The sequence below is a fragment of the Pseudomonas sp. CCI3.1 genome, assembly GCF_034313985.1.
GTDB classification, from domain to species: domain Bacteria; phylum Pseudomonadota; class Gammaproteobacteria; order Pseudomonadales; family Pseudomonadaceae; genus Aquipseudomonas; species Aquipseudomonas psychrophila.
The window spans coordinates 1-22,774 of sequence record NZ_JAVIWO010000002.1; the positions used below are offsets into that span (position 1 = coordinate 1).

22 protein-coding genes are annotated in these 22,774 nt (G+C 51.4%); 5 read left to right on the top strand and 17 right to left on the bottom strand.

Annotated elements, in window-relative coordinates:
- The coding region (locus RGV06_RS25170) for a Tn3 family transposase (RefSeq protein WP_322152001.1) at positions 1-259 on the top strand (259 nt) is incomplete at its 5' end.
- Positions 260-325: 66 nt separating this feature from the next.
- On the opposite strand, the gene RGV06_RS25175 is transcribed toward RGV06_RS25170, so the two are convergent.
- The 3 genes from RGV06_RS25175 to chrA form a co-directional block, all read right to left on the bottom strand.
- Positions 326-1,813 (bottom strand): SulP family inorganic anion transporter, encoded by a 1,488-nt coding sequence (locus RGV06_RS25175; protein ID WP_017335983.1) that lies wholly within the window; start codon positions 1,811-1,813, stop codon positions 326-328.
- Positions 1,814-2,395: 582 nt separating this feature from the next.
- Entirely contained in the window at positions 2,396-2,701 is a 306-nt protein-coding gene (locus RGV06_RS25180) for a PadR family transcriptional regulator (RefSeq protein ID WP_017335982.1), read from the bottom strand.
- A gap of 10 nt (positions 2,702-2,711) precedes the next feature.
- A complete protein-coding gene (chrA, locus tag RGV06_RS25185; RefSeq protein ID WP_031318243.1) occupies positions 2,712-3,917 on the bottom strand; it encodes a chromate efflux transporter in 1,206 nt (401 codons plus the stop codon).
- A 628-nt stretch (positions 3,918-4,545) separates the two neighbouring features.
- Here chrA and RGV06_RS25190 point away from each other — a divergent pair.
- From RGV06_RS25190 to RGV06_RS25205, 4 genes are all read left to right on the top strand, one after another.
- Positions 4,546-5,223 carry an Abi family protein gene (locus RGV06_RS25190; RefSeq protein WP_322152003.1) on the top strand — a complete coding sequence of 226 codons (678 nt, stop codon included), beginning with the start codon at positions 4,546-4,548 and terminating at the stop codon, positions 5,221-5,223.
- A gap of 126 nt (positions 5,224-5,349) precedes the next feature.
- Positions 5,350-5,670, top strand: a complete 321-nt coding sequence (locus RGV06_RS25195) for a hypothetical protein (protein ID WP_322152005.1) — start codon at positions 5,350-5,352, stop codon at positions 5,668-5,670.
- Between the two features lie 327 nt (positions 5,671-5,997).
- The gene (locus tag RGV06_RS25200) at positions 5,998-6,540 is read left to right on the top strand and encodes a hypothetical protein (protein WP_322152007.1); all 543 of its coding nucleotides are present in this window, start codon (positions 5,998-6,000) and stop codon (positions 6,538-6,540) included.
- Between the two features lie 86 nt (positions 6,541-6,626).
- Positions 6,627-6,878: a hypothetical protein gene (locus tag RGV06_RS25205; RefSeq protein ID WP_322152009.1), complete on the top strand. Its 252-nt coding sequence runs from the start codon at positions 6,627-6,629 to the stop codon at positions 6,876-6,878.
- Positions 6,879-6,992: 114 nt separating this feature from the next.
- Here the strand turns inward: RGV06_RS25205 and RGV06_RS25210 are convergent, their stop codons facing one another.
- From RGV06_RS25210 to RGV06_RS25275, 14 genes are all read right to left on the bottom strand, one after another.
- A complete protein-coding gene (locus tag RGV06_RS25210) occupies positions 6,993-7,673 on the bottom strand; it encodes a hypothetical protein (protein WP_322152010.1) in 681 nt (226 codons plus the stop codon).
- Positions 7,674-7,730: 57 nt separating this feature from the next.
- Positions 7,731-8,534, bottom strand: a complete 804-nt coding sequence (locus RGV06_RS25215) for a hypothetical protein (protein ID WP_322152012.1) — start codon at positions 8,532-8,534, stop codon at positions 7,731-7,733.
- A 39-nt stretch (positions 8,535-8,573) separates the two neighbouring features.
- Positions 8,574-9,071 (bottom strand): hypothetical protein, encoded by a 498-nt coding sequence (locus tag RGV06_RS25220; RefSeq protein WP_322152014.1) that lies wholly within the window; start codon positions 9,069-9,071, stop codon positions 8,574-8,576.
- A 119-nt stretch (positions 9,072-9,190) separates the two neighbouring features.
- The gene (locus RGV06_RS25225) at positions 9,191-11,377 is read right to left on the bottom strand and encodes a DotA/TraY family protein (protein WP_322152015.1); all 2,187 of its coding nucleotides are present in this window, start codon (positions 11,375-11,377) and stop codon (positions 9,191-9,193) included.
- Positions 11,374-11,967, bottom strand: coding sequence for a hypothetical protein (locus RGV06_RS25230; protein ID WP_322152016.1), 594 nt, complete (start codon positions 11,965-11,967; stop codon positions 11,374-11,376). Before RGV06_RS25230 ends, RGV06_RS25225 begins: the two co-directional genes overlap by 4 nt.
- Complete coding sequence (gene traW / locus RGV06_RS25235) at positions 11,967-13,211, bottom strand: conjugal transfer protein TraW (protein ID WP_322152018.1); 1,245 nt, start codon at positions 13,209-13,211, stop codon at positions 11,967-11,969. The genes RGV06_RS25230 and traW overlap by 1 nt, the downstream gene beginning before the upstream one ends.
- Positions 13,211-16,267, bottom strand: coding sequence for a hypothetical protein (locus RGV06_RS25240; RefSeq protein WP_322152020.1), 3,057 nt, complete (start codon positions 16,265-16,267; stop codon positions 13,211-13,213). Before RGV06_RS25240 ends, traW begins: the two co-directional genes overlap by 1 nt.
- A gap of 11 nt (positions 16,268-16,278) precedes the next feature.
- On the bottom strand, positions 16,279-17,004 hold the full coding sequence (locus RGV06_RS25245; protein ID WP_322152022.1) for an HNH endonuclease: 726 nt from the start codon (positions 17,002-17,004) through the stop codon (positions 16,279-16,281).
- Between the two features lie 45 nt (positions 17,005-17,049).
- Positions 17,050-17,493 carry a DUF6750 family protein gene (locus RGV06_RS25250; RefSeq protein WP_322152023.1) on the bottom strand — a complete coding sequence of 148 codons (444 nt, stop codon included), beginning with the start codon at positions 17,491-17,493 and terminating at the stop codon, positions 17,050-17,052.
- A 19-nt stretch (positions 17,494-17,512) separates the two neighbouring features.
- A complete protein-coding gene (traQ, locus tag RGV06_RS25255; RefSeq protein ID WP_322152025.1) occupies positions 17,513-18,046 on the bottom strand; it encodes a conjugal transfer protein TraQ in 534 nt (177 codons plus the stop codon).
- Between the two features lie 10 nt (positions 18,047-18,056).
- Positions 18,057-18,767 (bottom strand): hypothetical protein, encoded by a 711-nt coding sequence (locus RGV06_RS25260; protein ID WP_322152026.1) that lies wholly within the window; start codon positions 18,765-18,767, stop codon positions 18,057-18,059.
- Between the two features lie 23 nt (positions 18,768-18,790).
- The gene (gene traO / locus RGV06_RS25265) at positions 18,791-20,122 is read right to left on the bottom strand and encodes a conjugal transfer protein TraO (RefSeq protein WP_322152028.1); all 1,332 of its coding nucleotides are present in this window, start codon (positions 20,120-20,122) and stop codon (positions 18,791-18,793) included.
- 7 nt (positions 20,123-20,129) lie between these two features.
- Positions 20,130-21,296, bottom strand: a complete 1,167-nt coding sequence (locus RGV06_RS25270; RefSeq protein WP_322152030.1) for a DotH/IcmK family type IV secretion protein — start codon at positions 21,294-21,296, stop codon at positions 20,130-20,132.
- 12 nt (positions 21,297-21,308) lie between these two features.
- Entirely contained in the window at positions 21,309-22,064 is a 756-nt protein-coding gene (locus tag RGV06_RS25275; protein WP_322152032.1) for a DotI/IcmL/TraM family protein, read from the bottom strand.
- Between the last annotated feature and the right edge of the window lie 710 nt (positions 22,065-22,774).

Sequence of the window (22,774 nt, forward strand, 5' to 3'; positions counted from 1 at the left end):
CAGCTTCGAGCAGCAGCGCTACCGGGCCAGTGGCCTCAACCTGGTGACGGCAGCCATCGTGCTGTGGAACACGGTTTATCTGGAACGGGCCGCGAATGCCCTGCGTGGACACGGCAAGCCCGTTGATGACTCTCTATTGCAGTATCTGTCGCCGCTGGGTTGGGAGCACATCAACCTGACTGGCGATTACCTCTGGCGCAGCAACGCCAAGATCGGCGCGGGCAAGTTCAGGCCGCTACGGCCGCTGCAGCCAGCTTAACGTGCTTTATTTTCCGTTTTCTAAGACGACCCCTACATGCCATTACGTGGGTCATTGTCGATCTCCTTAGTGGCTCATGAGCTTGTCGATGGCGCCAGGTTTGTCATGCACGCCAAAGCGGTCAACGATTGTGGCGCTGGCCTCATTTAGACCCAGCACTTCAACCTCGGCGCCCTCGCGACGGAACTTGATTACCACTTTATCCAGCGCGGCGACGGCGGTGATATCCCAGAAATGCGCCTGTGTCAGATCGATGGTGACCTTGTTGAGCGCTTCCTTGAAGTCAAAAACTTCGGTGAACTTGTCTGCCGAGCTGAAGAACACCTGGCCTACCACGCGGTAAGTCCGATGCGACTCCGTCTCTTCAAGACTGCTCTTGATATCGAGGTAATGTCCGACCTTGTTCGCAAAGAACAACGAAGCCAGCAGTACGCCGACCAACACGCCGTAAGCCAGATTATGCGTTGCCACGACCACCACAACGGTCGCGACCATGACGAGGTTGGTCGACAGTGGGTGCTCTTTCAGATTGCGCAAGGAATCCCAGCTAAAGGTGCCGATGGATACCATGATCATCACAGCAACCAATGCAGCCATCGGGATCTTGGAGAGCCATTCGCCGAGGAAAACGACCATCAGCAGCAAGAAAATGCCCGCGCACAATGTGGAGAGACGGGTACGTCCACCGGATTTCACGTTGATGATCGACTGGCCGATCATGGCGCAGCCTGCCATACCGCCGAGCATCCCGGCAGCGATGTTGGCAATGCCTTGACCCTTGCATTCACGGTTTTTGTTGCTGGTGGTATCGGTCAAATCGTCGACGATGGTCGCGGTCATCATGGACTCAAGCAGACCTACTACGGCCAAAGCGGCTGAGTACGGGAAGATGATGCGCAGAGTTTCAACGTTCAGCGGGACTTCAGGCCACAGGAAAATCGGCAGCGTGTCCGGCAGTTCGCCCATGTCACCCACAGTGCGGATATCCAGACCGAGGTAAATAGCAATGGCCGTCAGGGCCAGGATGCACACCAGCGGCGAGGGAATCAGCTTGCCGATCTTCGGTACATACGGAAACAGATAGATTATTCCGAGGCCCACTACGGTCATGGCGTAAACGTGCCAGGTCACGTTGGTCAATTCAGGTAACTGCGCCATGAAAATCAGAATCGCCAATGCATTCACAAAGCCTGTGACTACCGAGCGCGAAACAAAGCGCATCAGAGAGCCCAGTTTCAGGTATCCAGCGAGGATTTGAAGCACCCCGCAGAGCAAGGTGGCTGCCAGCAAATACTGAAGCCCGTGATCTTTTACCAGGGTGACCATCAGCAGTGCCATCGCACCGGTAGCTGCCGAGATCATGCCGGGTCGACCGCCGACGAAGGCGATGACAGCACAGATACAGAAGGAGGCGTAGAGACCGACCTTGGGGTCGACGCCGGCAATGATAGAGAAAGCAATGGCCTCCGGGATCAGCGCGAGCGCGACCACGATCCCCGCGAGCACGTCTCCACGGACGTTGGAAAACCACGTTTGTTTGAGCGATTGCAGCATCAGAATATCCAAGGCAATGCACCACACGCACACCAGGCAGATGGCGAGCGCGTCGATACGAATTCAAGTTGTGAGGATTATTTGGCTGTGTGCCTTGGGTGTAAAAACCGGGCATACAGCAGTACGCGACCGCGAGCGAAACTAGCGGAAGCGAGATGTTGCGAGGGGGCGTAGCGCTAAGGCGGCGTAGGCTGCCAGTAGATCGTTTGGAGTACAGTCATGCTGGTGTTCCTGTAGCTCAAGAGGTATGGCTGAGCGATAAAGTATACAGTGAAGATATCGTCAAATGCGACCTGCTGCCTCGTTTGGGTCAGTTCTTCCAGCCGTGCTGATCTCCCTAGGGCAAGTCTTTCTAGATTAAACCGCGACGAACTCCGCTGTCAGGCAGTGTACACATGGTGGAGAGATCAATTCAGATCCTCCTGGGGTCGATAGAGAAATCGGAAAAAATCGTACGCTAAGCATTCGGCCTGTCAGGTTGAGGCCATAGAGATTGACGCCTTGGCGTCAGAAAATGCAGAAAGCGGCCCTAGTCTGACGCGGTGCCAGTGAACCGCCTGACGCCGAGTTGAAGCCGTAAACTCAGCAACCTTCGATCAACTCGCCGAACAGTTCCTTAACCTTTGCACGTGCCTCGACCAGCGCAACTTGGCCTTGCTCAGTGATCTCATAGACACGCCGTTCACGTCGCCCGGTGCGTTCGTGGCGTGAGGTCAAATAGCCCTTCTTTTCCAGCCCGTGCAGCATTGGGTATACCGTCCCGGCGCTCAGCTCGTAGCCGTGTCGTTGCAGTTCTTCGATGATTCCCAGTCCGAAGACGGGCTTCTCGGCTGCATGGTGAAGTATGTGCAGGCGGATCAACCCGCCGTACAGGTCTTTATCTGTCATTTTTCGTGCCTCACAGCGCGATACTCAACAGCCAACCCGCTGCACCGCTGCCGACGACAACTAGCCACGGCGGGAGCTTCCAGAACATCAGTGCGACAAGGGCGACCAGGGCCAAGACAAAGTCTTGCGGCTGAAATATGGCGCTAGTCCATACAGGGTGATAGAACGCGGCCAGCAGCAGGCCAACCACCGCCGCATTGACCCCAGCCAGCGCGGCTTGCATGCCTGTATTGCGACGCAGGCGCTCCCAAAATGGCATGGCTCCCACAACCAGCAGAAAAGAGGGTGCGAAGATAGCCAGTAGGCACACAATACCGCCGACCCAGCCAGAGGGAGCGGTGCTCATCGAAGCACCAAGGAACGCGGCGAATGTGAACAATGGGCCGGGCACCGCTTGAGCCGCCCCGTACCCCGCGAGGAAGGATTCATTACTGACCCAGCCGGAGGACACCACTTCGGCTTGCAGCAGCGGCAACACAACGTGGCCACCACCGAACACTAGTGACCCCACACGATAGAAGGCGTCCACTACCACCATCGTTGGACTTGGCAGCAATTTTGCCAAGATCGGTAGGCCAATCAGCAGGGCAAAAAATAACGATAGCCAAAGTGCGCCGGCCCGGTGACTGACCGTGATAGGTAGTGGGTCGTGCTCAACAGTATGTGCTGGCTTGAACAATAGTCGGCCTATGATGCCTGCGGCAGCAATCACACCAACCTGCCCCCACGCGGACGGTACGAGCAGGACAGCACAGGCGGCAATCGCCATTATTGTGACTCTCAGCCCATCCGTACACAGGTTGCGCGCCATGCCCCATACCGCTTGGGCGACTACGGCAACGGCCACCACTTTTAGGCCATGCAACGCGCCCGGCGAAACGGAATCCCCATAGTTGGAAATGCCCAGCGCGAACAGGATTAAAGCTACGGCCGAAGGCAGCGTAAAGCCTGTCCAAGCAGCCAGCGCCCCGCTATATCCAGCCCGTGATAGCCCCAACGCTATGCCGACCTGGCTGCTTGCTGGGCCTGGAAGAAATTGGCACAGCGCCACTAAATCAGCATAGCTGCGTTCAGACAACCAGCGCCGTCGCGTGACGAACTCGTCGCGAAAATATCCCAAGTGTGCGATGGGGCCGCCGAAGGAGGTCAATCCAAGGCGTAGAAAAATAAGAAAAACCGACCATGGGCTGCGGTCATCGGTGGAGGTATTAGTCATGCGTTGGCCTACCTGATTTTCCACAGATTAATCCATAATAATCGAACTTCGATAACGAAATTCGATTTTATAGCTGCCCAAAACGACTGGAGTACCGTGCAATTCGTACTGGGTGTCGCAATGCAAGTAATCGATGTTGTGCTAGCCGCTGGTTTTGTCTGCTAGCACAGTTCATTAGCAAAACACGCTTGGCCTTAGCGTACGATTTTTTCCGTTTTCTCTATTGCCCCCCTCCTGGTCACTCCGAATGCAAATAACTGGTCAAGAATGCAGCCGGCTGGTCAATAACGGCGCCAATAGGTGGTCAAGTTGCGCAATGGTTTTATCGAGTCGGATGCCTGGGAAGAGGGCTCTGAACGGAGCTAGTCGGGCTTACGTTGGTTTTTGGTTCCATTGCTCCCCAAACCCCTAGATATCACCAACAAGGATAGGATATGTCCTTGGCTAAGCCAGACAATCACAACATTTGGGATTGGAGGCTTTAAAGGATTGCTGGTAAATTCGGCGCCAGAAACGAAAAAACCCACCGATAGGTGGGTTCTTCGTAAAGCACTTTCATATGTCCGCGGGTGGAGGCTTTCGCCCTCGTTTCCCTCGGCTAGTGGACCTAATATAAGGATATTCGCGGTTGTCGTCAACGCTTGCTCAACTTATCGCGCCTGCTATCCGTCTCGCTTTGTCGCCGGCAAGGTTTGCAACCTACGAGGCTGCAGCTGCGGCAGCAGGGCTCTCCCCCGAGGACGCAGTGACACTGTACGCCTGGAACGCACACGTTTCTGGCACCTTGCTGACCCCGCTCCACATTTGCGAGGTGGCTGTACGCAATGCCGTTTCGGATGCACTGACGGCGGTTTACGGAGCTCATTGGCCTTGGGACAAAAACTTTGAGAACAGTCTCCCTGTTGCCAAGGGGCCTGTTTACCAGCAGCGGCAGGACCTGATCAACACGCGTACCCGCTTCCGTACCACGGATCGCGTTGTTGTCGAACTCAAATTCGTGTTCTGGGAAAAGATGTTTACGAGCCGCCATGATCAACGGATCTGGAACACCCACCTATTTACTCTGTTCCCGAACCTGGACCAGACAAAGACGGTTTCGGCTCATAGGTTGAGGATGGCAACGGATCTGGAGACGATCCGCCTGCTGCGTAACCGAATTGCCCACCATGAGCCGATCTTTAGACGCAACCTAGCCGACGAGTTCTCAAAGGTGCATGACTTTGTGGAGGCTCGGTGCCAAGTATCGGCGGCATGGATGATGGGGGAGCAATTGGCCCTTGCGGCTATCCAGGCAAAACCGTTTTAAGGCGACTGCCTGGCTCGGACTCGTTTAGCCTGCTAAAACTGTCAGTAATTACCCCCAGTTACCAGACACCGCTCGCAAACGGGTGGTCAAGTAGAGTGCAATTTCGCAAAGGACGGACCTCAAGCAATGACACGCCTAATCAGATCAGAGTTAATCAAATCAGTGCTTGCTGAAATGGATCGCGTCTGGGGTCCGGATGGATTCGGCGGCGAACTTGAAGCCTATGGGTGGCTACAAGAGCACTTCGGGATAACGGAGGAGGAGGATGTTCAGTGGCAGGACGTACTTTCGGACTGGGCGGGTACCCTTGCCGAGGATACGACGGACCTGGATGAGGACGAAAAGAAACAGGTGACGGCGTTTCTCCAAGACGATTCGGTCGTGACCGTGTTCTTGGAAACATTGCTCCAGCGCTATAAAAGCTCCGATAGGACATATTCCCGCTGAGTTTACGGAAACGAACCATGAAGGCCCTCCTAAAACGATTCGAGATGCATATTTTTAGAGCTGTTTATACAAAATACTAAGGAAGTCACATGCGTAGAAAGAAACTCATTGCCAACTGTTCACTCATTCTCTTTTTCGCATTGGCAGGCTGTAAGGACGACAAGAAGGAAGTTGCAAGCCCAGCATGCTCGAATCTAGCCACTGCAAGCAACTCGTTAGAATGTCCTCGGAGTGAGGCAAACATAATTCGGCCCAAACCAAAAAGCTGGTCGTTTGGTGACAAATCCCAATGAGCACTTTCGCGTAGATACAGATAGGAAAATCTCTATGAGCGCGTTGAGCAGCTATAAAAGTCAGATCCATCTGATGCGGCAGATTCATGAAGCCAGCTACTACATCAGCAAAGCAGAAGAGCTTGGCCATCCTCATCTATGGAACTCGTACACCCCGATCCTTGAGTTTTTTGGACACTTTAAAAGTGCGGTCAACTCGTATGCGAAATGCTTTGTGAGTGCTGGGAAGGGACGGCAAAAGCTGGAAGCTTCTTCGATTTTTAAATCTGACACCGCGTGCCTGGATCAACACAAAAAAATCATGGATTTGCGCCATACCTACGTTGCCCATAATGACGAAAACGAGTTCGAGACGGTGACGGTTCGTGAAGAGGAAGCGCCAGGGGAACTTATGCTACACCTGCAGTACGCTATCTCATTTCCTTTTGATCGTCTTTACGAGCTGCGTAAGCTGATCCGGTTGGTTGAACTTCACATTGTTGATCGTCAAAGGGGCCATCTAGCCGCCATCGAACGCGAGGTTGGCAAGCCTGTGCGAGTTATCGAAGGAAACACTGACACTGCGCGCTGTAACTAGGAAATGATCGCTGCACCACGGCCCATTGGGCCTTTTGCCGTACCAAGGCGCGGGTTTCGCGTCAGCCAGCAGAAAGGGTTTTGATGATGAGCAGTGAACTACTCGACCACCTTGACGCCTTGGCGCTGCGCGTGGCCAAGGGCGATACCAAGGGCCTTGGCGTCTTGAGTCGCGGGGAGTACCTGTATGTCGTACTCGCGGCCAACCGCGCCGACCTGCTGGCTGCCGGCAATGACACCATTGTTGAGGCCATCGCCCGACTGGGTGAGGACTGGACCGCACAGCTGGTTGAGCGCTGGCAGTACAAGGGCGACCCAACCCGCCGCGCCGACGACTGAACGCCTCTACGTAGCCGCCGAAGATTTGTGCCTCGCACGCCATCTTTAGGTTCCCTTTAAAGAAATAGAGCATAAAAAAACCGCCTGAATTGGCGGTTAATGGACCGAAGAATTCTAGGCAGGTCGAGGTGCCTTAGGAACTGCAGGTGGCGCTTCTTTGAAATGGATACCGTGTTCAGCTTGGCGCTCACGGATCAGCTGTGAATGGCGTTTAACCCCTACCGTCTCATCGATGCTTGCACCGGCCTCGGCGAATGTATTGAACTGCCCGTGCGCCTTGCGCTCACCGTCTACTGGCTTACCGGGAATACCAGTGCTGTATGGAATGTGTGTTGAGGTTTTGACCTGAAACACGTCGAACCTGTCACCTGGTCCCTCAGTGTTATGCATGACATCGAGACGGTGGCCGTGCACCAATCGCCCCATCTCACCGCGCTCATTGAGATGCGCGGCTTCAGAAGAATGGTTGTATTCACGGGAAGCGAAGATCCGTGAGCCGCTGATCACTCTTTCGCGAAGACGATCATCACCTTCTGCGGGCGCTGCCGGCAACGACTCAACCTGGAATGCACGATTATGTCCAATATCCCGGAAAGGAGCTGGAGCATCAGCTCCTTGATGTTGTGCCAGCTGAGCGACTAGCTTTCTGGTTTGAACGAGGCTTTCTACGTCCTTTGGCTGGGCATCTATGAGGCCGACCAGCTCCTTGTATTCACTACCAGTCAACCTATGACGTTTTTGGTCTGCGATCTCCTTCAGGACCGCCTGCCAGTCTTGGACGCTCAATGCACTCATGCTTTACGGCTCCTTCTTAATCGTTCTGGGGGGCTGATGTTTCGAGTACGGAAGCAATCACAAATCCACGGTCGTTAGTACTTTGGAAGACTGACGATCACGCAGCTCGATGACACCGTGCACAACCTCCCCAGCGGCTGTCATACCGGACGACTTGGGAATGTACAGGTACAGCGTACCTCGCAGATCAAGCGTGCCTTGGGCCCTCGCCTGCTCAATCTCCCGGGCTTGATCTTTGTCTGCAACTTTTATGCTGCAGGGGAACTGGGATGGCTGGATCTGAAGGTTCATTCCCACGGTATTCCGCACCGGGTTAGCCCAGCAGTACTGGCCGTAGCTGTTGATCGGGAATGCAGAACTGGCGAAGTCGTAGGGACCCACCATGACGTTTTGTATCCCCATATCTTCAGTTACCGAAGAGCCTTTAATCGGGAGAGAGTAATAGTCGTTTTTGGCGTATCCGTTCAGATGTGTCTGTATCGCAGGCCATTTAGCCTTTTCGATATCCTGTCTTTTGAAACCGTCTGAGGTAGCTTGGTATTCCGGGGATAACCAACCTAATTTCTGCTCGGTTGTCGTGTTGCTGGCAGACTTGGCCAGCACCAGGTACGTGAGCGCCTGACCACCTGGAAGAGTATTGAGGTCGACGTACTCGTTCAGAGGTACTGAGGTATCAGCGGAGCTAGGAGCCTGTGCTGCATGGGGGCGGTTAGGCTGATGCGTAGTGCTGACTTTCGGGCTGTTCAGCAATGAAGACGGGGCAGAAGAATCAGCAGGCTCTGTGTGGTCTGTTTTTGGTTTGTCGCACCCGACCATGAGACAGCAAGCTGCGAGAGAAAGCGCAGTCAGTTTAAACTTCATGGAAAGCTCCATTCCTTTGAGTTGAACGGTCGTACGGGTTTACCCGAACAACGTGTGCATGTCGGACTTCCAAGCCCCTGGACGATTGATTCTCACACCAATCTCCCTCAGATCTGGAAGGCGGGTAACAAGTCTGAGCAGCGGATGAGGGCTTTTATCGGGGCTTAACTCCCAGCTATCGATCTGATCGAAATCCACCATCACCCCACCCGTGGTGATATCGAAGTACAAAGCCTTCTTTAACACCGGATCGAAACCTACATAACGGTTGTAGGTCACGGAGAAAGCTTCGTAACGAGGTTTGAACCCTTCTCGTTTGTAACTATCTACACGTCGCTCCAAGCGCCGCCGCAACATGCTTGGGGCTGCAGCGAACAAAAAGTAACCGAGCGCAACGTAGAGAAGTCCAGCAACAATCAACATGCCTGCAACGTCGGGGTCACGGCGGTAATCGAAGCAGGCGATCAAGGCAATTGGAACGACTGGTACCAGCCCCATCAGGTAAAACGGTCGAAGAACCCACCATGCAATATTCATAATGATCTCCATGTTTTCGTATCAAGTACACGATACGGAATCTATAATTTTATTCTACCACGACCACTTGACAGGTAACAGCACTATAGATAATGGGGCCGAGGCCCCATTATTCATTCTTAGGATCTTATACCGTCACCAGTTTTTGTCCCTTTATTGGTACCTCCAGAAGGCCCGGGGCGCGGCGCGAGATGTTCTAGCTTACTGCCGAACACGTTCATGGCATTTTTCATCTTCTCGTTATCATCGCGACCCATGGTTGCGGAAGCGTGGCCACCTACCCAGTTAATGACCTGGTCCGGGACAATCATGATTAGGTTGAAGCAGCTATGCACAAGGTTCAAGCACATTGAGCAATAGATAGTCAGGAAGAAAATGATTGAGAACAGCCCGGTTGTCGAATCGAATTGAGCATTCGCCAGCGCTACACCGAACAACTGATTAAGCAGCGTGCCGCCTGCAATCAGAGCTGCTCCACCGAGGAAAAAGCCCAGAACCATAAGAATGGGTCGCACCATCACATTGAGCAGAAAAATGTAGCCGTGGGTAGTCTTCTGCCCCATCCCATCGCCTTCACCGTTCAGGTGAGTAATAGCCCAAAGAGGTGCCGCGATAACTGCCTCGCCAACCACAACCAGCCAATTGACTGCAGCGCCAAACCAGATAATGAATGGCACCATTGGAAGGTAGGTCGAGAGAGTTCCGCCCAGAATGAACAAGGCGATGATGAGCATAATAATGAATGGGCCTACAGCACCAAGCACCCCTGAAAGCGCATCACCAACAGAGCTTACTGCGTTCGCAACCTTCGAGAATGCCCCGGCGATACTCCAGCCATCCTTTACCTTTTCAAGCGTTTTAGCAGCTACGTATCCACCCAAGGCCGTTTCGGCCGCTACCATCGTGTAATCGCCAAGGTTTTTCATTTTGATTAGCGGATTCACTTGGCCCATGCCTTCACCACCGGCATTGACGTCGACAAGATAATTGACAATCCGTTGACCAGGCGCAGAAAAGATACTGCCAATGATGCTCCCTGCATCGGCACCACCAGCTCCTTTGGAATAGTCACCGCTGGATTGAGTGCCCAAGGTACTGGTGAAGGTTGAGGTCTCCTGCTGGGCCTTGTACGCCGTCATAGCAGATGCGTAGACGTTAACAATGGCTGGATCCCCACTAGAGGACATGCCGAACACTGATGCTTTAGCAGCCATAGCATCCGAAAGCTTAGTGTTTGCTTGTGCGAACGTTTGGTACCAAGCCCCCAACGTCCACCATCCCGCCTCTTTGATGCTTGAGTTCATCTTGCTGGCCAACTCACCAATATTGCCCTGTTTGGTTGCCGCCACGCTGTTAACAGAGTTCTCGTATGCCTGCGATGCAGATTGAAGCGCCATTTCAACATCGGGAAGGGATGTAGTGTTCCCTGATTGACGTTGGATCACAGCATTGACGAAATTTTGAGCCGTGGTGCTTAGGCTTGCCTGCATGGCTTGAAGTGCAGAAAGATGGGCTTTGCGAATATCCGATACATCAATGGTGCCACCGAACCAGTCAGTGGAAACCGACTGGGGTTCAAGATCACCTTGGATATCTGCCCCACCACAGACAAAGCTCGAGTTTTTGAGAATAAACCCGCTTTGAGTTGCTGATTGCTGGACGTATCCACCTTGAGTCACTAAGGCTCCGCTTGCTTGAGCTTGAGCAATGCCCGCATTGATACCGTGAAGGCAAAGATTTGCCTCGAAAACGCTGTGCGCAAGACCAATTGTCGAAGGCATGACGGGTTGAACGACCATTGATTTTCCATCGGTAAATGCACTCATCGCGCTATCTACACCGAGGTTGGCAATACCGATACCCATGACAGAGGCCCCCCAGAGCATCAACAACTGGGATAACGACCAGCCGCTAGCTGTAGGCACCAATGAGACCAAACCCCAAACCAGTCGTACAGGCCCCCAGATGGTCGATTGCTGCTTGTCGAATACTGAGCCGTCATGAGCCGTACGGGTTAGCTTGCGGAACACGATATAGCACGCCCAGATAGCCCCAACTACCAACAGCGCGCCGTTGAAAACTTGGAAAATGCTTGCAAGGATTGTATCGCCACTGGTGTCACCCCCAGCCAATGGGTTGTTGACGACATTGCCGTAAATTGCCACCAGGGCTTCACGGGACTTGTCCCCAGTTCTTTTAGCCGCGGCTGATATTTCACTGATCGTTGTTCCGTCCGCTGCCCAAGTAGGAAGGGACACCAACCATGCAACCAGGAACCAAATGCACTTATTAGCAATGGCTTTCATAGCTGTGCTCCTTTGGACTTGCCGTATTGAGGGCTCAGCGTTTTAAGCAACCAGTTTGGATTTGCTTTCAGAAAGTCATTGAAACCCCCGTTTTCACTTACTGAAAGACGACGGGTTTCCAATTGCCACAAGCGCAGCTGAGCACTCAAAGCTAGGGCAAACAAAAGAGGAGTAGCAGCCACAATTGACAAGCAACTTTGAATGATTGTTTTCGTGGAACCATCGATGCTCCCGGTAATGATTCCGATCAATCCCAACACCCAAAATATTGAACCAGCAAGCAGCGCAGCACGCTTCCTGCGCAAGAAATAAAGGTGCAGTTGATCTACAGACATTGCGCCAGGCTTGCGGTTGGCCATCGCTTCCTCGAACGTCAGCGGTTCACTTTCTGCGGACTCTTCACCCTCGCCGCGCAATAACGCCTGCTTAGCTTCCGCTGACATTTCTTTGATGGTTGCCCAATTCTCTTTTGTTTTGGCAGCTTCCTGCTTTGCAAGCCGTACGGTTTGCTTCATGGACCAGAATGGGAGAAGGATGCGCAACGCTACAGAAGCAGCTTGTTTTGACTTTGAAGGCTGTTGTTCCGTCATCAGTTGCTACCTCCCATATGGCCAGATACAGCCCGGTATTTTTGGCTCAGGATCGGCTCAAATTCCGAGCGTGCACTGCTTGCGAGGTTCAAGCCGTTAATCACGTTTCCACGCTGGACATCGTTGCGCAGCTCAAGCAGCAACCAGTTTGTCTGCGACTGCACCCGGATTTGTTCACGAAGCAGGTTGTCGCCTTCCATATTCTGCAGATCTGCCTGGTAGTCGGTATTGGCATACCGACGTCCGACCTCAAAAGATTCAAACTCCCGAGCCGACATTGTGCCGGTGGCTTTAGCTTGAGTTGACGCTGTTTTGGAATAGTAAGCTTGAGCCGAGGAGGACTTGAGTGTGTCAACAAGCAGATCCTTGGTTGCAGGATTTGGCTGGCTATCAGCGACCAGCTGGTCTTGCGGATCAGTAGCAGCCGAGAGTATGGAGTTGTACTGATTCATGAGGCCAATGTACTGCGAGCCCGCTTCGCTCTCTGCTTCACCTTTGCGAAGCTGGCTGCCGATCGATCGCCGAGCAGAGTTCTGGGTGTACATCTGTGCAGCGTCAGTTTGCTCTTGTGAGAAGGTGAGATCGGCACCTTTTCCGTTAGGACCGGCGCCGATCATTACGGAGTCAAGGCGTTTGTCGGCGCCAGGCATGGTGCCTGACACAGACGGGCACGCAGTTGCCCCACCATATGCTGCGTAATCGTCCGTGTCGCAGTAGTCAGCATGGATACTTGCTGAACGCATGGAATCGATCTCGCTAGGCGCAGCCGGCGACGTCAGCGCTTGTGCAATTTTTCGATTTTCAGTTTTGCCGCCACCACCAGAACGCATAGTAGTTTTGATAGCTGCTACTCCAGCTTTGACATCTATAGCCCCCCCGGAACCGGATTCGCTGCAAATTGCATTGGAGACGTAGTAACGCTGACGTGCATCCTCATAGCGACGGTTCTTTTCTTGAGTCGCTGCGAACTCCCTATCAACCCGGGCTGCAGTTTCGACGGTATTAGCAACCTTGCTGCTGCCCTGAGTTACAGCCGTTCCGACTTGGTACAGCATTGTGTTTACGGAGGTTGCCATGGCTCCTACAGCTGACGTAGTGGCGGCAACGGCCAATGTGATACTGAGGTTTGCAGTTTCCACCGCGCCAACCACACACCCGTCGCAAATTGCATAGGCAGGCTTAGAAGCGAACATTCCTACCGTCAGCATTGCAATTGCAAGAGGGGAAAACTTGAGTGCGTTCATTAGATAGATGCTCCTGCCTGGCGGCTGGCTAGGTACTCGGCAGTCAGCTCATCCGCAATGTTCATAATTACCGATTTCGCTTGTTCTGCGCCGGCTTGCAGCTCCAGATGCTCAATGTAAGTTTTCGCGGTACCGAGGGGGAACCTTGCGGCAAGAACCTTACGTGCAGCCATCGATCCAAGCCGGTTGTACAACGCAGTTCGTAACGAAACGTCCTGCTGAGTTGTAGAAAACGCCCATAACTCCAAAGCACCGGTGGTGTTGGTTAGGATCTGGGTGATGGTGCCCTTGTTGGTTTTGAATATGGCGAGCATATTCGCGCCCTCTTCTGTAGGACCGACACATTTTCGATGAAGCTCGCTAATGGTCTGGTCGGAGACCTGGTAGGACTCACGAAGCACTTTTTCATCACTCCTATTTCCCCCGCGCAAAACGTATACCGACGTCGATGCGTCCAAAAGGGGTTTTGGGAAGTCACTCATAAACTGGGATATTGCAATGATGCGGATACCCCATTTCCGGCCTTCCCGACCATCTTTAATGACGGTTTGAACTGGAGCTTCAAGCCCATCAGTGTTATGCCATTCATCATAAGCAATGATCTTTTGTTGTGACGCCACATCCTCTGCACGTTTGATGTGATATTCCGCATACAACTCAGGAACGACCTTCACCAATTCCTCTTCACGGAGAAAGTAGTTTTTTGCGGCCAGTTGCCTTGCAAAGAGATACATACAGGACGTTTTAATAGCGCCTTCTGCAGTTTTCGAGCCTATTACGTCGTTAAGATCGATTGAGATAACACGGGTTGTTGCATCCAAGTCGAACCTGGTTCGTCCAGAAAAAAGGGCAAAGCTTGTGGTAGCGACTACAAAACAACGTGACATGTAGTTGAGCAATGGTTCATTACTTTTCGTTTGTATGGTCCCAAACATTTGTCGAATGCTTTCGTTGTTCAGCATCGCGTTGAAGTCAGCCAATACTGGCGATGCTTGCCGCTGAGCAATAGTTGCTTCCTTAACATAGCCGGCCGCGAACAACATATCAGTCACTTCATACCACGTTGCAGTGGACCACCATTTTTCGTCGTGTTCCGCTAGAATTCCGGCCTCCAAAAGGATCTTGTCAACGAGTGGGACGACCTCTGGTTCATATTGATTTGCCCCGTTCTCAGCTCTGTCGTCGTAAACCAGAGTAAGAAGACGCTCATTAACACGCGAAACCTCGGCAGGTGCACGGCCGATATCGGTATCAGTGCATAGCAAGTTAAGAAAATCGACGAGAAATTCCCGTTCGCGTGTTGTTGGTTCACGGGCACCGAGCTGGGTATCGAAGGGATTTACCGCGTAATCAACACTGTTTTGGAGTTTAAGATATACCGCCTCGTTCTTGCGGTGATCAGGAAGCGAATCTCTAATTACTTGGATAAGACCGGAAGATGAAGGACCAACGTCAACGATCGTCATCAGAGGAAGTTGGATCGCCCCTGGACGATGGACTGCCGCGTTGTTCATGGTATTAACTGTCACCGACTTACCGGAGCCAGGTATCCCTGATACCAGTTCAATCCATGTATCTTGGATGCTGCTACCTAAACCTACAGGATAAATTTTTCCTTCAGGCGTCCTGAGGATCCAAGACCCTGTTTCTGCCCAAGGAGTTGCTGGCCGTTGTAGGGGGAGCAAAGCCAATGCATCTTTTAAGGGGACCAGCAAACGATTCGCATCGTTCTTGGTGGTGAATGCCGGAATTGTTGACGCAAGTCCAGCCATAGGATCGCCATGGTTCTGGCTAACCTGACATGAACCCCACGACTGTAGAGATTTTTCCATGGAGGACATACGCTGCTTAACAATATCTTTATCTTCCGCCCATGTGGAAGCTGACACTTTCATTGAAAGAACGGCATCATCCTTTTGAATTCTCTCCAACTCCGAAAATGATTCACGTATCGAGCGGTTGCTCGGCAGTAGCCCTACGAAACCAGCAATCATTCGGCGAAACCGTACCTCATTTAGCCCATTAGGATTCAGGTCAAATCGAATGCGCCATGGAACGACCCGATCTACTGCACCAAAGAGCTCCTTAAATGGCAGAGGATCTTGTGGGCCAAGTTCCATGCCGAAAGAGCCATGCCAGAGTCTTGCAGTACGAATGAAGTTGCCATCTGGCTCAGCATTGTTGCTGCAAATTTGATAATTCAAACGCGGAGGCACCAGATCTGAATAGTCGTCAGCACGTTCTGGGCCACTCGGAATATGACGGTCACCAGGTAGAGAAGGACGGAATTTCTGAGAAGTACCTTCTCGGTTAATCATAATTCTAACGCGCTTAACTGCCTCATGCGCAGTCAAGGGTTTCATCATGATCCCTTTTTGCCCATCGACTCCGCAGTTTGCAAAATCATCTTGTATGCGCTTGACCATAGTGTCATGACGATATTTCAACGCTGATAGAGCAAACGCTGGATTTTGGCCAAATTGCGTACGAGGAACATTATGCTTAGCTATGTTTTTAGTCAGCACATTCAGTTCTCGCTTTTGTTCCTCAGAACTCATAGCGCTTAAGTGGGTATACACAACAAGAATATTTTGTTCCCAGGAGCACAGGGGATAGTTTCGCATGACTCGATCTAAAATAATGTCTTCAGTATCGAGCCCAATCCGACGTGCTGTATTCAGCAACGGTTCTGCGAGTCGCATCAACTCATCTTTAGCGCGTTCTGGATCGCGCTCAAAGGAAAAGGTTAGTGAATGCCCGTAACGCTTCATGTAACCGGTCATACGGATACGTAGCGACTCGATCATATCCGTAAACTCGGCCTCAGAGAGCATCTGAAAAGTGCCCTGTAGGTCAAAAACAGTCAGCAGAGAGTATCCATTGTTGACCAAAGTGTACGGGGCCTTCAGATCTGGAGAACGTCGAATATCTTCATCAGTCACACCTACTGCGGTCATCAGTTCGCAGTAGCTTGTCATGTCTTTATTTATGAGATGGCGTGCCAGGTACTCAATTGCACCTTCAACAGCATCTACGCATTTCTCCAGAACTCCCATACCCGTCCCCTTCAGCTCGGCGCATTAATTATTTCGTGATACAAGTTTGGCCAAGATGCTGTAGGTGTAGATTTATAAGCATCATGAGCCCATTTTTGAGCGCTTACACTGTAGGTCCCAGGGTTAAAAATTACCGCAAGATCTCTAAATACAACCCCGTGAACATCTGCACCTACGCCTTCCATTTTTATCAATGCATTTGCAAAAACACCAGGTTCGAAAGTCCCCCACGCCGCTTCAGTGTACTGTCTGTGTGAAGCGAGCCAATTCAACAATTTTTTAGCATCAGACTTGGTTTCTTCATCGCCAGTTTCCAAGGCAACAAATATGCATCGCTGTAGATTGTTTACGTCCTGAGCTACGAGTCCTGGAAGGTAGCCGATGAAAGCGTTCCCCTCACCTAACTCCCCAAGATGCTGCCAACCATGACAAAGAGCATCGACGGCACGTAGATTTTCCTTACGTACGTCTTGGTGGTTGTGATTAATGTTGTGTATTTCCAAACTTTGAGACGGAAACCCGCAAAAATAGCAGCGTTGTTTACTCTCGCGAATTACTTCAGTACGCAACTCTTGGCTCAAGGACTTCTTGCCAGGCTCCGTCGAAGCTACTTCTTTGTCGCCCCACACTTGAGCTTTGGTTGACAAGTTCATGCTAGGAAGTGCTGGGCGTTCGAAGTTTCGACCGAGCAAAGCATCCGGGACCACTATGTCTGACTGATTGTCTACGCTGCTCATCAAACCTCCAAGGCAGCCTTTTGGGGCTGCCTGTTCTGCTGTGGGTTAAGGAATGACGCCTTGCTGACCGGCATCGATACCCACTGTTTCGCCCGCAGTAGTCATCATGAAACCGGTTGCGCCGAGGGCTGCGCCCCCTAATAGCGGGCCCCAAATTTGGGTGCCAGTGATGCGACTATTCTCGCCTTGCTGTGTTTTCTTCCACATGTTCATGCCACCCCAACCGGCACCACCAAATCCCATCACAGCGAAAAGTTTGCCGAAGCTGTCTTTTAATGAGTCACCCTGATCAGCAGCCTTTGTACCCATATCCGCGAAGCCATCAGCGTGTGCTTGCGCAACGAACATGGTTGTCATGGTCAGGCCTGCGCTGGCCAACATGATGCGACGCTGGACCGGGTGACGACTGTACTCTTCGGTTTTGGTGATCAAATGTACGTGGGCTTTGCGTACTGCATCACCGACAGCTTCAAAAGGATTAATTTTCATGAGAACGCTCCGTTATTATCTACCAGTAAAGTTTGAATGTTTCTTGAAACGCATCGATCATTTTGTCGACATGAACTAGGCCTGCACCTGCAATTAAGTGAGTCAAAGCACGCCAGATCAAATCGTCTGCACCGTTGGAGGATTCTCCGTCGATGCTTGCTTTTTTCAAAAGCAATAAACCCTTAAAACAAAAGAACCCACCAGCAAGACTTGCCAGGGTTAGTACTGCATTCACTGCCTCTTTGAACTTACCGAACTGCTCTGCACCACTCCAGGAGATTGCTCCGTAGTTTGATTGCCCTTCTGAGAATGTCGTCCAGACAGTACCAATCGTTCCTGATAGGTTGAAAAGGAGTGCACCAATGATAAGAACCATCATGGTGCCGCCACCAGAAATTGGGCGTCGCCCTGGTTGAATACTGGCAAGCTGCATCCTGCGAAGCACTGTTCCTGCGTACACGATGCCTAGCAAGGCACCAAGGCTCCACAAAAGTGCCCATATCACTCCGGTCAGCGAATTTGCTGCCGCAATGATCATGCTCGCGAGATCCATTACGTACTCCTTAGCGGATCATGCCGAGGTTTGTATTAACCTGGCGAGATACTGGATCAATGCGAAGAATGCGGATGCCATCAAAAACATCACCCACTTGCACAACGAATGTCTTCTGGTCGTGCTGCAGCCAAGCTTGATCTGCATATACGGTATTAATGCTGTATCCAGCTAACGACTTGGGAGTGGAGCTGGTCCGTACAATAGGCTGATTCCGTGTGCCTCTGATCCTTTCTTTAGCCAAGGGGGCGGCATCTTGTGGACGAGATTCCAGCACAGCGATTTTGGCCTGTAGTTCTCGAACCTGGCTCTGCAGTTCGGAAGTGATTTTGGCAAATGTTGCAACTTGGTCTTGGACCTGAATTAAATCTTTTGTTTGTTGCGTATCTGTTGGCGGAAGCAATTTTTCTTCTACCGCTTTCGCAGTTTTTGGGCGTTCATACGCTTGGTACGTGGGTTGGGCATTTTGCGATGTTAACTGCCGGTCTTGAGAGACCGAATCATTTGAATGAAAAAACTTCGGTGCGAAGATCCAGGTCGCAGCAACTACAGCGATAACGGCAAAAAAATGCCAAGGCCTCACCTTTTCTACAAAAGAGTTCATGTTTTGTTTGGCCGAGGTTTCTTTCGTCATTTTCGGATCTGCGTCCGGTTGAGCCACACTTGCTTTCGGGGCTGGGGAAGCAAATACATCAATATCGCCCGCTGTCTGTGTCGTCATTTTGAAATCCTTTCAGCGCTGACTCAGTAGCGAGTCGAATTCATTGTGTTAGGTTGGCCGAGTCCAGGTGTAAACCCTGGATAACCGCTGTTCATACCTTCTTGGTCGCCGCTGCCTGTCGCATTAGGCGATAAGCGATATTGTGACTTCGGCTGTCCAGCAGGCTGGCTCAGGATATTCAATTCATCTTTTTGATTGGCTTGAATAGCATTTTTATCCAATGCATCACTGGCCATAACGGGACCAATGAATTGAATACCGATTGTTGAGCCCATTGGTCTGATTACCTGCTTTTGCGGCATGTTAGCTGCGTCATTTGCGAGTACTTTGCCGGCCTGTTGGCCCATGCCACCCGCAAATGTTCCTGCAACGGCAGCACCATTAGGTGTTTCTGGATAGGTTGAAATGACTGCGCCTTGGCTGGTGATAATGTTCTGAGAACTTCCCTGCTCATAGAGCTGGCCAGTTTTTCCTATCGCAATAGCAAGTGCAGGAAGAATGATGCGCTCGAAGTAACGGTTATTCACTTCACCTGATAGTGCCGTTCGCATGCTGTCTGGATCTACAGCTTTCGCATTGATTTTGTATGAATGACCTTTCCACTCCATATACGAGAAGGTCATATCTACAGTTTCATTGATGCGTTTGTAACCCATAGCAAAGCAGACGGCCCCAGTAAATGGCCCTGTCGCGATCTCTGCACGAACCATTGAGTTTTCGTCAGTATCAATCTCAGTTTTGAGAATGGCAGGCACGAGTGTGAAGCCCGGTACAATTACTACGTCCGGCGCTTTCGTAGGTACATTACCTGCATTTTGATTTGAGGTACCTGTACCTCCCGCAGAGGCGAAGGATGCAGGCATGATCGACTGGGCATAAGCGGTATCATCACTAACTGTTCCGGACGTGTGCGGTTTTTCTACCCAGGCACCCATCAAGCCTTTAACTTGCGCGGCTATTTGCTTATCGTATTCTTTGTTACGAGTAACTACTTGCTGCTGCTGCTGTTGTTGCTGCTGGTAGTAGTAGTTGACCTGTTGAGGCTGTTGCTGTGGAGTTGTTGCGCCAGTTACAGGTTTCACAGATTGCGCTGACATAACGGACATATATGATCCTCCGCTAGATTCAGCCTCTTTCGCGTTAGCGTAGTTGTATTTGTCAAGTACTTGTCGATACTGCTCACTTTCTTCTGTTTTTGTGCCCTTACCATTCGTCGTAATACCCCGAACAGAAGAGTTATTTTTATTCTGGTTCTGGAGCCATGTGTAGCCGAGATAGCCACCAGCTATAACCACACTTACTACGATTGCCAAAATGACTTTTGTTTGGCGACCAATATCAGCTTGAGTACCCATTAGAACCTCAGTTGATGTCAAGTTGGAGAGTAACTGCCTGGCCCATTTGGGACAGAGTTACGAACGGAGTTGCCGGAAGCTGGTAAACCTTCGTCCCATCCCCTGAGGCTAAACTTTGATCGAAAGCCGTTTGAATTTCTTGCTGTGTGCGGACGAAGATGTTGCCGTTGTATTGCCATACTTTCGTTTGCGCAGGTACATCGCCATGCATGACAATTGCTATTGCGTCTTTCGGTGGAATCCCGTCAAGAAACCCTTGAAGTGTGTCGTCATAAAGAGCAATTTTCCCCGGCCCCATTAATGGTGCTTTTGCGTAGGGTCCACGACCTGGAATCCGCATGTCGAGGCGGGCATCCACAATTCGTGACTTATTGTCTTTCTTGCCGTCAGGTTCCCCTGTAACGAGCTTCACAACAACGGGTGTTGTTGCCCCTTGCAGAAAAAGCGCTAAGTTTCCTGATTCGTAGGAGGATGTGGTCGACACCACCACTACGTGCGACCCTTTCATCCATTCAGCAGTAAATACCCCGTCTTTGGAAATCTTTGGAGTGATTGCCAGGGGCCAAGGTGCGCCAGTCGAGTCGAGAACTACCAAGTTGGAGATCTCACCTGGCATCAACCTCAAAACGGGTAGTGAGGCCCCAGGACTTAAGTCGACAGACACACTGGTAATTCGCGGAATAGCTCTTACAGGTTGATATGCTTTTGCTTTCCTCGTTTCCTCAAGGCTTCCCCGCATCTCTCGAATTTGCCCAGGAGCAAATGGGGCCACAACCTTCATGGCCTCACTAAAGTCGTTTGATCCCTCTGGTGCCTGCAATGGAGGGAGAGGAGCGACGCCATTCTGTTGCGTTTGGTTTGCAACGTTTTCCTGAGGTTGGCCGCCGCCTACTGCGTAGTTTCCAGCGCCGTAGTTCGTTTGCGGAAAGGCATTTTGCATCTGAGGGTTAACATTGGTAGTGGCTTGACCAGGAGCCACAGGAAAATTCCCAGGTGCTCCGGGGCCTTTCACTTGAACCCATTGTCCAGCCGGTGGCTGTTGCTGTTGCTGGAATTGCGGCTGTTGCTCAGCACCAGGGAGCATGCCACCGCTTTGTGGTACTTGAGTATCCTGCGCGTACGCTGTGTTAATTGCCAAGACAAGCATCGGCATTACAAGCTGAAATGGTTTCATATGGTTCCTCCCTTAGCGGGGCTTGATGACGATGTTGTCGAGGGCAACGCCCACCAGAGAATCCAGCGTGGGGATGCGGGTAACTGTCACGAGAGCGATAAAGTTTTGGGCCGGCTGTTCGGTCACCTGACCTGTCAGCTTGATCTCTATCGGAAGCTCGACCTTGCGTATATAAATCCCGTTTACAAGCCGATCACTAACAATCACGCCGGTACCTGCGGTAACGGTCATATTCATGCGCTTAGTCTTGATCGAGTCCAGATATCCACCAGATTCAAGCTGTTGCAAAAACTGTTTGAATCCCTCACGCGTCCAGTCTTGCCGTGAGTCCTCCAGTTGACCTCGGTATTGCTGAAAATTGATTGTCAGCGAACGATTGATGGCATCCCGGGCGAACTGGATAACGTCGGCTGGCTTCAGATAAGGTTCTGAAAGTGGTACCAGACGAATCACTCGCGTCCCATCAGCAGCAAAATATTGGCGGTCAGGGTGAACAGCAAACCAACCGAGCATCCCGTTGAGGGCTACTGACGCCACAAGTCCCCAGGTCAAAACCATGTTTGATTTGGCAAGAGCGCCTGAAAGGTTGCTGAGATGTTTTCGATCCTTTTGGTCACGGATGATTGGATCAACGGCATCCACGTTCTGGTGCAGACGCTTCGCTATCTCAAGCAGATCTTGCTCATATTCCTTACGGCCCAAATCGTTGCCGCCGCCAACCGGTGCTTCGCGTTGAACATCTGATGTTGGCTCTCGCAATTTGGTCATTTCATCTTCTCCGTTTTCCGTATTCTAACCATGATGCGGAATCGGTCAATAGATAATGTTCAATGTCGGGCTGGTTAAATCAAGGCTTGCACACGGAATTACCTTCCTAAGGCAGCCACGATACGGAATTTCAATTAGTGGCACATTGCCTGTACGAAGTCTGCTGGGGTGTTCGTATATCACCGACGTTTTTGGGTCGGTGTCGTATATCACCGACGTTTTGCGGCTATCAAAGGTGCCTAAAGCCCCAGAAATGTGGGGTTTAGGAGGGGTTTTGTGGGTTTTGGGAGGGGGTAGATGGTTTCTGGGGATGATCGCGAGCTTGAACTGCTCTAGAGGGGAGGTTTTGGAGAGGAATCGTATATCGCCGACAACTTTTTTTTGCCTGTGGATAGCCTCGTATATCGCCGACACATCTGATCGTATATCGCCGACACTTTTGTCGTATATCGCCGACACCTGTTTCGTATATCGCCGACACACGGTCATCCTTAGACGCAAGACCCACGTGGCCTGTAGCGATCATGAGCTTCGTATAACACGCGCACGTTGCTTTACAGATCTAACAAAAAAAAAGATTTTATAACTAATTAGAATTGCTGAAAGCCACGTCGCACGGGGCTTGCAGAGGGTTGACGTGAGCTTTTGCAAGCTCTAGCCTTCGCTGGAATCTAGATCCACAGAAGTTTTTAAAAAGGTGTCGAGGTGTG